Consider the following 14986-nt stretch of genomic DNA (forward strand, 5'->3'; position numbering starts at 1 on the left):
TCGAGAGGAAAGTCTCATGCTCTTGAAGCCGTCAGATCTGAAATTGCTCGTGCAGGCCACGCTCGTCACGCGTGAGCAGGAAATCGGCTGTGACACCTGTCTCGATCGGGTGGCTGCCTATGCCGAGGTGCATCTGGCGGGGCTGCCCACGCCCGAAGCGCTGCGCCTTGTCGAGGAACACCTGGCGATCTGCGGCGAGTGCCAGGAAGAGTTCGCGGCCCTCGCCGCGGCGCTCGATGAGGGCGCCGTCCGCTGAGCGGGGCGCAACGCCCCAGAGCGCTGCTCGTCGATGCGGCCCTCGACTACGCTCGGGGTCGTTGTTCGTGCGGAAAGCGCGGAAGGCATGCGACACGGAACATCGGAGATGGGTTGAGGTGACAGCGCTGGATGTTTCTGTCGATCGCCCCAAATAGGCCCTGCTTCCGCTGCGTGCATCGACGAGCATCGCGCAGCGTGTGATAGGCTGGCGCGGTCCGAACATTTTATCTTGCGGCTTTGGCTTGAGTGTACGGAGGTGCCTGTGAATCGAAGCAAGCGGTGGGTCCTTCACACGACGTGGGCGACGTCCGTCACGGCAGCGCATGCCAGGACGGGGGTCGTGCTCGGCGTGGTGCTCGCGGCCGCGGCGTGCTCCAGCGGGGACACGGGGACGGGCGTGGATGGCGGCGACCGGGGCGACGCGCTCACGGAGAGCGGCGCGTCGGGGTCGGGCGGCGCGCTCGCGACAGGCGGAGCCTCCGAGACGGGCGCCGGGGCTGGCGGCCCGGGGAGCACCGCGAGCGGCGGCGCGCCGGGGGACGGCGGCGCGCCGGGGGAGGGCGGTGCGCCCGGAGAGGGCGGTGCGCCGGGAGAGGGCGGCGGCGGCCCGGGCGGCGGCGCGGGCGAGGGCGGCGCGGGCGGCGCGGGCGGCGCGCCCGACACGTGCGGCAGGGCCGCGGCCTGCGGCACGCACAAGTGGGCGTGCTGGCCGATGCCCAATCCGGCGGGCAGCGACCTGCCCAACCCCGCGAGCTACACCGAGGTGGGGGACGGCGTTGTGCGCGACAACGTCACGTGCCTCGAGTGGCAGCAGAGCGCTCCCGCCGAGGCGTACACGTGGGACCAGGCGATCAGCTATTGCGACAACCTGACGCTCGGCGGGTCCTCCGACTGGCGCCTGCCGACGCGCATCGAGATGACGTCCATCGTGGACTTCACCCGGAGCCCGGCCATCGACAGGGCCGCATTTCCGGGGGCGCGGGGGGGCTTCCACAAGACGTCCTCCGACTGGATCCTCACGATCCGACAGGCAGGCGCCGGCGCCGGTCGCGACTATGCGTGGGCCTTCAACATGAGCGACGGAATCGTCAGCAACGCCTACTCCAAGGCGACCGCGGCGAGCCTGCGCTGCGTGCGAGGCAACGGCGAGGGGGAGGCGCCGAGCAGCCCGGCCGTGCCTCCGCCCGACCAGTACACCGTCGTATCGCCCGGTGAGGTGATGGACAATTACACAGGCCTCGTCTGGCAGCAGGGCTATTCGCCGGCCACGATGACCTGGGCCGAGGCGGAGAGCTACTGCGCGACGCTCGGCCTCAACGATCACACCTGGCGCTTGCCGAGCATCCGGGAGCTGGCGACCCTGGTCGATGAAGCCCAGGTGGCGCCGTCGATCCACCGGACGATGTTCCCGGACACGCAGTACGGCGCGCGCAGCAACGACTGGTACTGGGGCTCCCACGCCGCCGTGGGGAACGCCTCGGCGGCGTGGGCGCTCAACTTCGACGATGGCTTCACCGGCTTCAACGCCGGAGCCAGCGGCAAGTGGAACCACTTCACGGCCGCATGGGCGAAGTGCGTGCGCTGACGTCGCCGGCCCGGCCGCCGCTCCCGTCGGGCCATCGCGGGCAGGGCGGCGAAGGCGGCGGCCGGCGCGCCTCGTTTCGGTGGCGCGCGGCCGCCAGCGTCGGCTAGCGTGCCCGGGTGAGCCCGAACACGCTGCCGGCGCGCCCTCGCCTCGCCGCCCACGTGCTCGCGCGGCGCCACCTCGTCGGCGAGGACGAGCGCGTCATCCTGCACGACCTCCGCTCCGGGCAGCTGCTCCAGCTCGGCCCGCGGGAGTGGGCCCTGGTCTCCGCGGCCGACGGGACGCGCGACGTCGAGGGCATCGCGATCGCGGCCGCCCGCGAGGGCGCGCACGCGCGGGTGGTGGCCTAATTTGCCCCGGAATGATTCACATGAAGGCGGGAAGGCGGGAAGATCATTGAGTTTTTCTTCCCGCCTTCCCGCCTTCATGTTCAAATTAGGCCACCACCCGGCCATCGCGTTCTCGAGCGCGCCGGGGACGGCGACGCCGAGCCGCTCCGTTCTCACGCCCTGGACCCACGGGCTCCCGGTGAACCACCTGTAGAGCAGGTAGCCGGCGCCGACGGCGCCTCCCGCGACGCCGACGGCGAGGCCGATGGGCTGCGCGACCGCGGGCCCGGCCGCGTCGCCGCGCGCGATTGAAATTTGGTTGCCGAGCCAGGCGCGCTGCCGCGTCAGGCGAGGAAGCCCGGCAGGGGTCCGCAGTTCGGCTCGATGCCGATGCCGGTCGCGGCGTGGCCGAGCGCATTCATCACCGACGTGAGCAGCTTGTTCGAGCTCTGCGCGGTGGTGTTGTTGATGTACTGGCCCACGTTCACGCCCAGGTTCTTCCCGCCGATGACCAGGTACTGCATGTCCCGCGGGCTGTGGTTGTGGTTCGTGCCGCTCTCCACGCCCCAGAGCAGGATCGTGTTGTCGAGCATCGTGCCGCTGCCCTCGGGGATGCCCGCGAGCTTCTTCGCCAGGTACGCGACGTGGCTCGCCCAGAAGCGATCGAACTTCATGAAGGCCTCGCGCGTGGTCATCGATTTACCGTCGACGGTGACGCTGTCGTTCGTGCGGCTGACGTGCGCGACAACGTCGTGCCAGCTCTGACCGAAGCCGAGCAGGCCTTCGTGGTGGCCGCCGGAGAAGCTGAAGTGGTAGTCCGCGACCCGCGTGCGATCGCACGTGAACGCGTTGACGATGAGGTCGGCCTGGATCTGCGCCCAGCGCGTGATCGTGGTCGCGTTGTTGGTGCTGCCGTTGTAGCCGGAGGTGTCCACGCGCTCGCACGCGCCGCCGGTCGGGACCGACGTGTCGCTGCCCATGCCCGCGATGCGCTGCTGCAGCTCGAACAGCGCTTCCACGTGGAGCTCGAGCTTCTGGCGCTCGGCCTGGCCGAGGAAGCGCTGGAGGGTCTTGAGCTCGCCGGTGTTGATCTCGAGGATGCGCTGGTCGGCGCTGCGCTTCGCGGCCGCGACGGCGTCCGGTATCGAGGTGGGGGTCGGCGCGGTGCCGTCGAAGGTGACGCCGCTGAAGATCGTGCTGAACGCGCGCGCGGGATCGGCCGTGTGCGTCATGGGCTGGCCGGAGCCGCTGTACGAGATGATGTGGCGCTTGTCGGCGCCGCCGCGATCGGCGACGCACAGGTGGATGCTCGCGATCGGCGTGCCGCCGCGCAGGTCGGAGTTCTTGAGCAGGATCTGATCGAGCGAGGGACCGTTCGCGTGGCGTGAGCTGTCGTCGCTGAAGCGCGCGCCCGTGAACAGCTGCGCCATGCCCGCCTCGTGATGATTCCCGACCGTCCAGGCATGGTCGAGCCGGCGCAGGAACAGCATGTCGCCCTCCAGGCCGCGAAAATCGGCGAGCGGCTCCTGGAGCTGGAACGTCGACCCGCTGCCGGTCGGCCACCACTCGGGCGGGTGCGAGTCGGGCGTGAAGATCAGCACCAGCCGCTTGGGCACGAGGGTCTGCGCCCAGACCTCGCGGTGGCGCAGCAGCGGCGCCAGGAAAATCGCGCCGAGCGTCGTCTTCAGGATGTCTCGTCTGGATACGTCGAAGGGCTTAGGCATGTTCGTTCCTCGATGGGTCGGAGCTATTCGCGCACGCGCTCCACCGTGCTCGGCGAAGAGAGGAGCGCCACGAGCAGGTCGCGCAGGAGACCGGTGCGATTCAGCGCCGCCGTGCCCAGCGCGACCGGCGGAATACCGCGCGCAGACTCGGCCTGGCCGAAATAGAAGCGGAAGGCTTGCCGCGCCACGCACTCGCGGACCCAGGAGCTGCGCGACAGCGCTTCCCCCAGCTCGGCGGCGCTGTCGTACTCGCCGTCGACGTCGGTGTTGAGCAGCCGGCCCGCCGCGTTGATCGGCTGCGGCCCGGCCACGGGCGCGGTGAGCGACGGGCTCGTGTACTGCTCGAGCGTCCGATAGCGGCCCGCGCCGTCGAAGTTCTCGAGCATGTAGCCGACGTTGTCGGTCAGCGCGTGGCAGGCCTTGCAGGCCGACTGCGCGGCGTGCGTCTCGTACAGCTCGCGCGTGGTCTTCGGGGCCATGCGCTGCTCGCTCTCTTCGATCGGCGGCGGCGTGAAATTCTCGGGCAACGTGATGTGCTGGCACAGCAGCTGATCGCGGATGAACAGGCCGCGGAGCGTCGGAGACGTGAGGTACTGCTTGGCTGTCTTGGCGAGCACGGAGCCGAGCGAGAGCAGGCCGCTCCGCGTGGTGTCCGTCGCGCCCGAGGCGTCGCTGCGATAGAACGCCGAGAGCGCGGGATCGGCCTGGGTCACAGGCGCCGTGAACAGGCTCGCGATCGAGCTCTCCATGCCTCCGTTCGTACGGAGGAAGCTCTGCGTCTCGGCGAACATCGCCGCCTTCACCTCCGCGAAGCCGGGGAACACGTCCTCGAACTTCTCCACCTCGGCCTCGAACGTGTGCAACCGCAACCACTGGACGAGGAAATGACCGAGCTGGTCGGTGGCGCCCGGCGTCGAGAGCAGCTGCTCGATGTGACCCGGGAGCAGCGCGGGATCGGCCAGCTCACCGCGATCGGCGGCGGCGACCAGCGTCGCAGAGGGCGGCGCGCCGAGCGCGCTGTACGAAAGGAAGGTCGCGATCTCGTGGTTCGTCAGCCGGAACGCGGCGTTCGCCTCGTCGCTCGGCGCGCCGATCTCGGTCCGGTACAGGAAATAGGGCGAGCTCAGCACTCCCTTCAGCGCCCAGCGGAACGGCAGCGCCGGATCCCCGGACTCGGCGGCGAGATCGAAGACTTCGCCGTAATGGGTCAGGTCCTCCTCCGTCGCGGGCCGCCGGAACGCCTTGCTGACCGCCGCACGCAGGAAGTCCGCCTTGCACGTCGCGTCCACCTTGCCGCACGGGATCAACGCGCGGAGCTGCTGATCGCTGAGCGCGAGCACAGCGGCTTCGGCCTTGGCCGCGTACTGCTCGGCCAGGGTCGCGCGGACGAGCCCGCTGGTGGACATGTTCGGATAGACGCCGTTGTCCGGCACGGGCTCCATGTCGGAAACGTCGACCGGCACGCCGAGCACGCTCTGTACGGAGCGACCGTATTCCTCCGGGGTGAGCAGCCACGTGCGGGCGCGCAGCGCCGCGGAGGCGGGCTGCGGCGCCGCGTACGGCAAGCTGCCGTCGGCCTGCGGCGCGGGAACGTCGCTGCCGGTTCCGCCGCTCGCCGTGTCCGAGGACGGATCGCCGAGCTGCCCGGTGCAGGCGAGCGCCCATAAACCTAAACCGCAGATCCAGCCAAGAGATCGAAGACTCATATCGGACCTCCACATGGGCACGCGGCGTCGATTGACACCGTTTCCGCCCCTCTGCCGCCGCGCATCGTAGCCTCAGCCCGTCGATGCGGCGGAGCGAAGCCGCTGACGGCAGCGCTCCGGCCGCACGACGGCACGACGGCATCACCGCACCGTGATGTTGGGTCTGGGGGGCTCCCTCATGCCGCCGCCGATGTGGAAGCTGGTGTGCGGCGGCTGGTTGTAGCTCGCGTTTTGCGCCGAGACGTTGGCACGGTACTGCGGATCGTGCATCAGCGTGTAAATGCGGCGTTCGGTGATCTGGTCGGTGGTGTAGATGCGCAGGCTGTTGCCACACAGGAACACGACTTCCTCGCGCCAGTCCCCGAACAGATCCGCACTGAGTGTCGGCACCGATTTGCTGCCGTTGATCGAGGTGCAGCCGTTCGCGGTGAAGCCCCGACCTTCGTCGTCGAAGTTCGTGACGGTGTTGCCGTCGAGCAGCTCGCGACTCTCGTCGCCGTCCCACCAGATCAGGAAGTTCACCTGGCGGGGACGGGAGCCGATGTTGCGACCGTCGGCCGCATTGAACATGCCGGCGGTGTTGGTCCAAGCCTCACCTCCGGGGTTGTCGGGAGTGATGTCGCCGGCAGCGCCGCGGCCCGGCCCCTCGCCGTCGCTGTTGGGTCCGCGCCACAGGACCTCGCAGGTCTCCGCATCTCGAACGAAGTACCCGGGTACGCCGCCAGCTTCGGTTGGCTGAAACACCTCGATCCCGGGGCGCGCGGGGACCAGGTCGGTGATGTGGAGCGCGTCACCGTGTCCGTAGAAGTCGACGGCGCACTTGCCCTTGCCGTCGGGGCCGATCGTCGCGGCACCGGGGATGATCTCCTGCCTCAAGTCGCCGTCCGTATCCGCCGCCATGACGCTGTGAACGCCCTTGCCGGCGTAGGCACCGTTGCCGTTCGCGGACGAATCGAAGCTCCACATCAGGCTCAGCTTGCCGTCGCGGTAGTTGTACGCTCCGAACGTCGTTCGGGCGTAGTAGCCCCGCTGCATGACGACGCTCGGTTGGCCCGACTCATCGAGGAACGCCAGCGTGGCGTTGTAGCGATCCGAGCGGTTGCCGTTGTTGTCGCCGAAGCTGCCGCTCGTGATGGGGGCGTGGTACGCGATGGTCGCGAGCTCCGAGCCGTCGACGCCGCTGAAGATCGTGAGATATTCCGGCCCGCTCAAGATCTTGCCCGCCCCGTTTCGATAGTCTCGCGAGTCGTCATCGTCGGCGGCGGGACCGGTGTGCAGAAACGCTCCCTTCCCATCGCGCGTGCCGGGCGCGGTCTTGACGGCGATCTCAGCGCGACCATCGCCGTCCAGGTCGTACACGACGAACTGCGTGGTGTGCTCGCTCTCGCGGATGTTGATGCCCAGGTCGATGCGCCACAAGAAGGTGCCGTCGGTGTCGTAGGCCGCGAGCTTGGCCTGACCGGTGCGGCCGTCTTGCGACGGATCGCGCGGGCTGTTCTGCTCCTTGACCACGAGCTCGTAGTCGCCGTCGCCGTCGAGATCGCCGGGAGAGGCGTCCCCGGCGTCGTAATTGTTGGGCGTCTGGAGCGGGATGGTCAGGTAGTTTCGTTCCCACGTGGGTGTGCCCGAGTCCCCGTCACGCGTGTTGGCCGAGTCGCCCTGCTCGGCGCCGTCGATCACGGCGCGGACGGTGTACTTCGCGCCTCCGGGGGCCCCCGAGTCGAAGTAGTTGGTCGAGTCGGTGATGGGAGTGTCGTTCACCTTGGTGCCGTCGCGGTAGATGTTGAACCCGATCCCGGGATTTTCGTAGCCCATCAACCGCCAGCTGATGAAGTTGCCTTCGCCCGAGCGCACGGCCACCACGCCGCGGCACAGGTTCTCCAGCGTGACGTGGCCAGTCGCGGCGGCCGGCGTCACTCCGCAGACTGACTCGCCTGGATTGTTGGTGCCGCCCGTGCCGGATGATCCATCGCCCGACGCGCCGCTGGACGCCTGCGCCGACGCGCCGCTGGATGTCTGCCCCGACGAGCCGCTGGATGTCTGCCCCGACGAGCCGCTGGACGCCTGCCCCGACGAGCCGCTGGACGCCTGCCCAGACGAGCCGCTGGACGCCTGCCCCGACGCGCCGCTGGACGTCGGCCCCGACGCGCCGCCTTCATTCGGAGCGCCACCGGAACCGTCATCACCCAACTCGGCCCCGCTGCACGCACTCAGGGCTCCCGCCACGACCAGGGCCAGGGTCCCGTAAGCAATGTCTCTCATTACAATACTCGCCTTTCAAGCCAATCGAGAAGAAGCTGAACGCCGACGCCGGCGCCGCCGGAGCCTGGCGTGCTTGAGCTGGTCGCGGATCACTCCGCGACCGAGGGGCCGCTGAGCCCCCGCTACGGAACGCCCGAGATCATCGTTTCCAGAGCTCGACGGGTATGTTGGATGAGGTGCTGGCTTTCGGTCACCACTCTGAGGCGTCCATTCGCTTTTCTTGTGGCGCACCCCGAAGGAACGGCAGGAGTGGAATGTTGTGACCGGGTGGAATCGTCGTGGAGACGAGGCGAGCGCGGCTGCCGTGCTGAGGAGGGGACGATGGCGACGGACACGGCGACGACCCAGGCGAATGCACCGAGTCATGGGGCGCGCTGCGCCACCGCAGGGTGACACTGAGCCTCGATGAGCACCTCGTCGCGCGCTTCACGCGCAAGTTCAAGATCCCCTCCGTACCGTTGTCGTGCGCGAGCACGCGATGAAGGGCAAGGACCGCTGGCACGCGCTCTTCGTCTTGCACGACAACACGACGCCGGCCCTGGAGCTGCTGCACGAGTACCGCACTCGCCAGCACCACGAGCAGGGCCACCGAATCGGCGTCCACGACCTGTGGATCGATACCTCTGCGAGCGGTTGCCCCGAGCGCGGCCGGCCCGACCGCCCGGGGTTTCGTCAAGGACCGCTCGCGCTCTGCGCCTGGATCGCCGCGCTCGCCTGGGACGCGCTCCGCGCCCTGGGCGACGCGCTGCCCCCTCGCTTCCACTTCGCCCACCCGCGCACGCTGCGGCGCTGGATCGTGCGCTGAGGACACCGGCCCGGCCGCCGCTCCCATCGGGCCATCGCGGGCAGGGCGGCGAAGGCGGCGGCCGGCGCGCCTCGTTTCGGTGGCGCGCGGCCGCCGGCGTCGGCTAGCGTGCCCGGGTGAGCCCGAACACGCTGCCGGCGCGCCCTCGCCTCGCCGCCCACGTGCTCGCGCGGCGCCACCTCGTCGGCGAGGACGAGCGCGTCATCCTGCACGACCTCCGCTCCGGGCAGCTGCTCCAGCTCGGCCCGCGGGAGTGGGCCCTGGTCTCCGCGGCCGACGGGACGCGCGACGTCGAGGGCATCGCGATCGCGGCCGCCCGCGAGGGCGCGCACGCGCGCGTGCCCGCGGTGCAGGCCTTCCTCGCGCAGCTCCACGCCGCGGGCCTGCTCGAGGCCGACGACACCGGCGAGGACGCGGCGCGGTCGGCGCCGGCGGAGGGGGCGCCCGCGTCGCCCGCGCCCGCGCCGGAGGAGCGCGATGCCCGCGAGCGCCCGCTGGAGGTGCTGCCCGATTTCAGCCTGCACTGCGACGGCCGCGGGAGCTGCTGCCGGATCTACGCCTCGATCCTCTTCGACCCCGAGGAGGCGGCCCGGGCGCGGGCGCTGCGGCCCGATGTGCTGAGCGGCGGCGCCCGGCACGAGCTGGCCTTCATGCCGGAGCGCGGGACGTGGCCGTGCGCGGCGTCGGTGGTGGCGATGCGGGACGGCCGGTGCGCCTACCTGGAGGGCGAGGGGCGCTGCGCGCTCCACGCGCTCGGCGGCCCCGAGGCCAAGCCGCTCGGGTGCCGGACCTTCCCGGCCAGCTTCGTCGACGACGGCGAGTCGGTGCGGGTCTCGGTCGCCGTGGAGTGCGCCTGCGTGCTGGCCAGCGCGGGCCGCCCCGGCGGCGCTCCGCTGCTCGATCCGCGGCTGCGGGTGCGGGGCGATCTGGACGGGCGCATCGACGTCGCGCGGCTGCCGGATCGCCCGGCGGTGGCGCCCGGCGCGACCGCGGCGCGGGCCGAGCTCGTCGCGTGGTCGCGGCGGCTCGCCGCGGCGGCGCCGCCTCCCGACGTGGCCGCGGGCCTCTTTGCGCTCGCCGACGCCGTCGAGGCCGAGGGGCTCACGGGTGGGGCCATCGCGCGCTTCGAGCGGCCCGAGGCGCTGGATCCGGCGGCGCTCGGGCCGTGGCTCGCCGCGCTCCACGGGCGCGCGGCGCGGCGGGCGCGCGAGGACGCCGCCTGGCGCAGCGAGCGAGACCTCGCCCGGCGCGCCACCCGGTGGATCGCGGCCGCGACCCTCGCGCTGGCCGAGCCCGACCTGCTCGGCGCGCTGCTCCTCGCGCCCGCGCGCGCCCCCGACCGCGAGCGCTTCTACCTCCGCGCGGCGCTGCACGGCCACCGCCTGCTCGGGGCGCTGCCGCTCTCGCTCGCGCTGCGCGATCGCGCGGTGCGGCTCGTCGTGGCCCGGGCGCTGCCGGTGATCGTCGCCGGGGCGGACGCGGACGATCCGGCCTGCGCCGAGCCGCTCGCCCTCGTCGAGGCGATGCTGCGCGGCCACGGGCTCGACGCCTATGCCGTCGAGATGGCCGGGGCGCGATGATCGCGCCGCTGGAGAGACACGGCCGCCGATCTTGTCGATAATGCGCCCGCGATGGACCAGCCCCCGCTCGACAACAAGACGGACTTCGCCGTGCACCCGCAGCTCCTCGTCGATCGGGACGGCGAGAAGCTTGTCGCCATCGTCAAGGCGAGCTTCGAGCTCCAGGAAGACGGCGGCTTCGAGCTGTCGCCGCCCGAGCGCGCGCGGGGGGTCCGCTTCGCCGATCTGCCCTGGGAGGAGGACAAGCCGGAGAGCATCGCGTACCCGGCGGACGTGTGCCTCTTCAAGCCGGCCACCGACGTGATCTTCGTGGCCCGGGCGTGCGCGCCGAGCGGCAGGGCGGTGCCTTCCTTCGACGTGCGCGTCGAGATCGGCCCGCTCCGGAAGTCGCTCGTCGTGTTCGGCAGGCGGCTCTGGGTGGACAAGGGCGCCGGCCTCACCGCGCCGGCGCCGATCGAGGAGATCGACATGCGCTACGACCACGCCTGGGGCGGGAGGGACGACGAGGATCCCGCGGCGCTCGTCGAGGAGCCGCGCAACCCGATCGGCATGGGCGTCACGCGCGCGCCGGCATCGCTCACCCATCAGCCGGCGCCGAACATCGAGGACCCTGCGTACCCGATCCGGACCGCGAAGACCGCGCCGCCGCCCGCGGGGATCGGGGTCGTCGGCCGGCACTGGGAGCCGCGCCGCCGGTACGCCGGGACCTACGACGCGACCTGGCGAGAGCTCCGCGCGCCGCTGCTGCCCGAGGACTTCGACCCTCGCTACAACCTCTGCGCCTCGCCGGGCCTGATCGCGGATCCGCCGCTCGCGGGCGGCGAGCCGGTGCGGGTGCTCAACCTGACGCCCGACGGGGCGCTCAGCTTCGAGCTCCCGCGGGTGCAGGTGGAGATCGAGTTCCAGGTGAAGGACCGCGCGCCGGTCGGCTTCGCGCCCCACCTCGACACGGTGCTTGTCGATCTCTACGCCACCGGCCCGCAGAAGCCGGTGGCCGTCGAGATGGTCTGGCGCGCGCACGTCAAGGCGCCGCGGCGGATGAAGGACGCGCGCGTGATCGTGCGCGAGCGGGGGCGAGCGTGAGGCCCCTCGCCGTCATGGTGGCCGCGGGCGCGGTCACGCCCGTCGGGCTGCGCTCGATCGACAGCGCCTTCTCGCACCGCGCCGCGGCCGCGGCCATGCGCGAGGCGCCGCTCGTGGACGGGACGGGCGAGCCGGTCACGATGTGCTTCCTCCCCACGCTCGATCCGCTCGTCACGGGGGCGCCGCGCGCCGCCCTGCTCGCGGCGCGCGCGCTCGGCGAGGCGCTCGAGAAGCTCGGCCCCGCGGCGCGGGGGCTGCGGATGCAGATGACCCTGTGCCTGGACGAGCACCTCGGGCAGCGGCCGCCTGGGGGTGAGGCCCCGGCGCAGTGGCTCGCCGCCGAGCTCGCCGCGCGGGCGCAGGCGAGCGCGCCGGATCTCGCGGTCAAGGTCTCGACGCGCGGCCCCGCCGCGGCGGGGTTCGTGCTGCCGGAGCTGTGCGACGCGCTCGGGCGTGGCGCGATCGACGCGGCGCTGCTCGGCGGCGTGCACACCGACTACGATCCCGCGCGCATCGCCGCGCTCGACGCCGCGGGCCGGATCTTCCGGCCGGACAACCTCGACGCGCTCATCCCCGGGGAGTGCGCGGCGTTCGTGGTGCTCATGCGCCCCGACGTCGCGCGCCGCGCGCTCCTCCGCGATCAGGGGCAGATCGTCGGCGTGGCGACAGCGCACGAGCGGGCGCGCCCGGACAACGATGAATCCGCATTCCAGGCCGCGGGCCTCACCGCCGCGCTCCGCTCCGCGCTCGCGCCGCTGTCCGAGCGCGGGCTGCGCGCCGGCTGGATGCTCACCGACCTGACGTTCGAGACGTTCCGCCATTTCGAGCTCCAGGCCGCCTCGGTGCGCACACAGCACCTCTTCTGCGACCCGCAGCAGGTGGAGAGCCCCGCCCAGCGGATAGGCCATCTCGGCGCCGCGGCCATGCCGCTGCACCTCGCCATCGTGTCGGAGGGTTTCACGCGCGGGTTCGCGCCGCACCCGTGCGCGGTCTCCGTCGCGGGGAGCGACGGCGGGGAGCGCGCGGCGATGGTGGTCGTGGCGCCGGGCTGACGGCGAGCGCGGCGGAGGCGCTGGCTGGGGGGCGATGTGCCACGGCGCGGTCGGCTGCGGATCACCTTCAAGGGCGCTGGGGAGCTCCCGCGACATCGTCCGTGCAACCCGGATACGACAACGCGGACGGCAGGGGTAGCATGACCAACTATACCCCGCCGTTACCCAATTACCTCGGACCTCGCAAACGATATCGATGAGGTGGAGCTGATCTCCATGGTCGAGCAAAAAGGCAATTCGAACGAGCTGAGCGCGCTGGCCCGGGAGCTGCTGGAGCGGCTCGACCTGCGCCGCCTCGCGGAGTGGACCGTCCCGCGCGACGATCTGCAGCGCGAGCTCTCCGCCATGGGGTGGCCCTGCTCCGAGGCGGTGGTCCGCGCAGAAGAGGCGGTGGGCGGGTTCAGCCATCCTCCGAACGGCGTCTTCGGCGTGCACGCGTCGCTGCGCTACCTGCGCGGGGACGCGCCGTGGCTCCGCGACGACCTGCAGAGCTATGGGCTGCGCGCCGACCCGCGGGATGCGTCGTCGTGGTTGCTTCCCGTGTGGCTGGTACACGACCCGCGGCTCTGGCTCGCGCTCGATGGGCGCGTCTACTACGGCAGCCACATTGACGGCCCGGAATACCTCGCGCTCGCCTTCGAGGACGTGCGCCATTACTGGGAGGTGCTGGCGCTCCTGGACGGCTTCGTCGTGGCGTTCATGCGCCCGCTTGCGATGCCTCGCCCGCGCCTCGAGACGTCGAGCCTCGCCGGCGAGGCGATCGCGCGCGAGCTGGGGCTCGCCTCCTTCGCGCCTGCCTCGCGCGGCGCCACGCGGGCGTGGATCGGGCCGGGCCTGCACGCGGTGGAGCTCGATATCCCGGGGTTCAAGCGCGGCACCGACGTGGTCTCCGACACGACCGAGGGGATCGTCCTCGCCGCCACGCAGGCCCTCGACGGGGGCGGCACGGCCCGAATCACGAGCCCGGAGGCGCTGGACGCCGATCTCTTGGCAACGCTCCCGGCCCCCACCCGCGAAGAGCTTGTGACGAGCCACGTGTACATCTGGGGAAAACACGCCGATTACGAGGACGATCGCTACCGTCGTCGTCATCGCGGGTCGTAGTACCGGCAAGACTCGTCTCGGTCGAACGTCGACCGCTTCGCGCTCGACGCCGCGGGCCGGATCTTCCGGCCGGACAACCTCGACGCGCTCATCCCCGGGGAGTGCGCGGCGTTCGTTATTTCAGGAAGAGCAGAGCCGGACTCTCGCCCGGGAAGTAGTTGATCCCCGCGACCGGCGTGCCCATCCGCTCCTCCGCCAGCGTGTAGCCGTCGCGGATCAAGGCGCCGTACACCGGGTGCGCGCCGACGTTCGGCGTGTCGAGGGAGTCGACCTCATTCCGGTTGAACGAGTACACGGCGTTCCTGAACCTGAACGCGGGATCGTGCCTGTTGAACGCGGGGATCCCCTCGATCTGCGCCGCGAACTGCGACTTGTTCGGCTCCAGGTCCGACGGGTACTCCTTCGCGTGGAACACGATGATGACGTCGCCGTTCCACAGGTTGATGTGACCGTGAAACAGGTCTGCCCTCGAGAACCGGGAGGCGGTCATGACCCTCACCTTCTCGAAGACCGCGATGAAAAAGGCCCTCACGGCCACGTCGTCCAGGGTGCGGAGGCCGGTAAGAGGGTCCGCGGCTCCGCCGCTGGCCCAATTGTTCGTCCTGAGGTAATTGGCTCCGTTGAACTGGCCGTTGTACGCCGACAGCCCATCGATGTACGCCGGCAGCCGCACCGTGGTGAGCCCCACGAGGTTCTGCCGGATCTCGGCGGCGGTGGCCCCGGCCATCGCGTTCGCGAGCGCGCCGGGGACGGCGACGCCGAGCCGCTCCGTTCTCACGCCCTGGACCCACCGGCTCCCGGTGAACCACCTGTAGAGCAGGTAGCCAGCGCCTACCGCGACGGCGAGGCCGCCGACGGCGAGGCCGATGGGCTGCGCGACCGCGGGCTCGGCCGCGTCGCCGCGCGCGCCCGGACCGTCGTTTGCCGCTCGCCCGAACGCCGGGCGCGCCTGCGCGACGGTGGCTGGATGGGGGAGCGGCCGCGCGGGCCCCCGGAGAGCGGTTTGCTTCTGCGCCACCCCGACGGTCGCGGGGTGCGGGGGACGCCTCGCGCCCGCCGCCGGCTGGGCGACCGTCGCCGGGTGGGGAGGGCGCGGTGAGCGGGCGGCGGTGGCCGGAGGAGGTGTTTGCGCGCCCGTCGCGGCGCGAGGCTGGCCCGCTGTTGCAGGGGGGGAGGGTCTCTGCTGCACCACGGTCGCTGGATGGGGTTGCCGCGTCGCGCCGGCCAGAGACGGCGACGGAGACCGCGTACCCGTATCAGAATTTCGGGGTGGCATCGGGTTGAGATCGAGGCTACCCGACGCTGTTGCGCTGTTCAACCGCCGCGGCCCCCGCAGCCCCCGCAAGCGCGGCCGTTTCCACGCAGCGTGGCCGAGGTGCTGCCGAATCGAGGTCGCGGGCGAGCCCATCGATATCCCGCTCCCGAGCTCGCAGCCGGCGGGGTCGGGTGATCCGCGACGTGAACATTACGTGCTCAATGCTCATGTCGTTGCTCAAAA

General features: G+C 71.3%; 12 protein-coding genes. 8 read left to right on the plus strand and 4 right to left on the minus strand.

Features of this window, described 5'->3' with window-relative positions; translation table 11 throughout:
* The first annotated feature begins 16 nt into the window (after window positions 1-16).
* From WMF36_RS16120 to WMF36_RS16130, 3 genes are all read left to right on the plus strand, one after another.
* Window positions 17-256, plus strand: coding sequence for a hypothetical protein (locus WMF36_RS16120; RefSeq protein ID WP_437580491.1), 240 nt, complete (start codon window positions 17-19; stop codon window positions 254-256).
* 264 nt (window positions 257-520) lie between these two features.
* The gene (locus tag WMF36_RS16125) at window positions 521-1843 is read left to right on the plus strand and encodes a DUF1566 domain-containing protein (RefSeq protein ID WP_437580492.1); all 1323 of its coding nucleotides are present in this window, start codon (window positions 521-523) and stop codon (window positions 1841-1843) included.
* 116 nt (window positions 1844-1959) lie between these two features.
* Window positions 1960-2193, plus strand: a complete 234-nt coding sequence (locus WMF36_RS16130; RefSeq protein WP_437580493.1) for a hypothetical protein — start codon at window positions 1960-1962, stop codon at window positions 2191-2193.
* Window positions 2194-2516: 323 nt separating this feature from the next.
* On the opposite strand, the gene WMF36_RS16135 is transcribed toward WMF36_RS16130, so the two are convergent.
* From WMF36_RS16135 to WMF36_RS16145, 3 genes are all read right to left on the minus strand, one after another.
* Window positions 2517-3896 (minus strand): DUF1552 domain-containing protein, encoded by a 1380-nt coding sequence (locus tag WMF36_RS16135; RefSeq protein ID WP_437580494.1) that lies wholly within the window; start codon window positions 3894-3896, stop codon window positions 2517-2519.
* A gap of 23 nt (window positions 3897-3919) precedes the next feature.
* A complete protein-coding gene (locus WMF36_RS16140) occupies window positions 3920-5602 on the minus strand; it encodes a DUF1588 domain-containing protein (protein WP_437580495.1) in 1683 nt (560 codons plus the stop codon).
* 141 nt (window positions 5603-5743) lie between these two features.
* Window positions 5744-7864, minus strand: coding sequence for a rhamnogalacturonan lyase (locus tag WMF36_RS16145; RefSeq protein ID WP_437580496.1), 2121 nt, complete (start codon window positions 7862-7864; stop codon window positions 5744-5746).
* Window positions 7865-8327: 463 nt separating this feature from the next.
* Here WMF36_RS16145 and WMF36_RS16150 point away from each other — a divergent pair, with 463 nt between their 5' ends.
* The 5 genes from WMF36_RS16150 (at window position 8328) to WMF36_RS16170 (ending at window position 13488) form a co-directional block, all read left to right on the plus strand.
* Complete coding sequence (locus tag WMF36_RS16150; protein ID WP_437580497.1) at window positions 8328-8669, plus strand: hypothetical protein; 342 nt, start codon at window positions 8328-8330, stop codon at window positions 8667-8669.
* Between the two features lie 116 nt (window positions 8670-8785).
* On the plus strand, window positions 8786-10249 hold the full coding sequence (locus WMF36_RS16155) for a YkgJ family cysteine cluster protein (RefSeq protein ID WP_437580498.1): 1464 nt from the start codon (window positions 8786-8788) through the stop codon (window positions 10247-10249).
* Window positions 10250-10300: 51 nt separating this feature from the next.
* Entirely contained in the window at window positions 10301-11332 is a 1032-nt protein-coding gene (locus tag WMF36_RS16160; RefSeq protein WP_437580499.1) for a DUF2169 family type VI secretion system accessory protein, read from the plus strand.
* Window positions 11329-12384 carry a beta-ketoacyl synthase N-terminal-like domain-containing protein gene (locus WMF36_RS16165; protein ID WP_437580500.1) on the plus strand — a complete coding sequence of 352 codons (1056 nt, stop codon included), beginning with the start codon at window positions 11329-11331 and terminating at the stop codon, window positions 12382-12384. The genes WMF36_RS16160 and WMF36_RS16165 overlap by 4 nt, the downstream gene beginning before the upstream one ends.
* Window positions 12385-12600: 216 nt before the next feature.
* Entirely contained in the window at window positions 12601-13488 is an 888-nt protein-coding gene (locus WMF36_RS16170; protein ID WP_437580501.1) for a hypothetical protein, read from the plus strand.
* Window positions 13489-13603: 115 nt separating this feature from the next.
* On the opposite strand, the gene WMF36_RS16175 is transcribed toward WMF36_RS16170, so the two are convergent.
* Window positions 13604-14506 (minus strand): hypothetical protein, encoded by a 903-nt coding sequence (locus WMF36_RS16175; protein WP_437580502.1) that lies wholly within the window; start codon window positions 14504-14506, stop codon window positions 13604-13606.
* Window positions 14507-14986 lie beyond the last annotated feature (480 nt).

Origin of the sequence: Sorangium sp. So ce887 (assembly GCF_051521455.1) — a bacterium.
GTDB lineage: Bacteria > Myxococcota_A > Polyangia > Polyangiales > Polyangiaceae > Sorangium.

Bases quoted from the DNA above. Each gene is read 5' to 3' on its own strand.
- WMF36_RS16140 (WP_437580495.1), bottom strand. From the start codon at position 5,602: ATGAGTCTTCGATCTCTTGGCTGGATCTGCGGTTTAGGTTTATGGGCG.
- WMF36_RS16160 (WP_437580499.1), top strand. From the start codon at position 10,301: ATGGACCAGCCCCCGCTCGACAACAAGACGGACTTCGCCGTGCACCCG.
- WMF36_RS16145 (WP_437580496.1), bottom strand. From the start codon at position 7,864: ATGAGAGACATTGCTTACGGGACCCTGGCCCTGGTCGTGGCGGGAGCC.
- WMF36_RS16120 (WP_437580491.1), top strand. From the start codon at position 17: ATGCTCTTGAAGCCGTCAGATCTGAAATTGCTCGTGCAGGCCACGCTC.
- WMF36_RS16170 (WP_437580501.1), top strand. From the start codon at position 12,601: ATGGTCGAGCAAAAAGGCAATTCGAACGAGCTGAGCGCGCTGGCCCGG.
- WMF36_RS16135 (WP_437580494.1), bottom strand. From the start codon at position 3,896: ATGCCTAAGCCCTTCGACGTATCCAGACGAGACATCCTGAAGACGACG.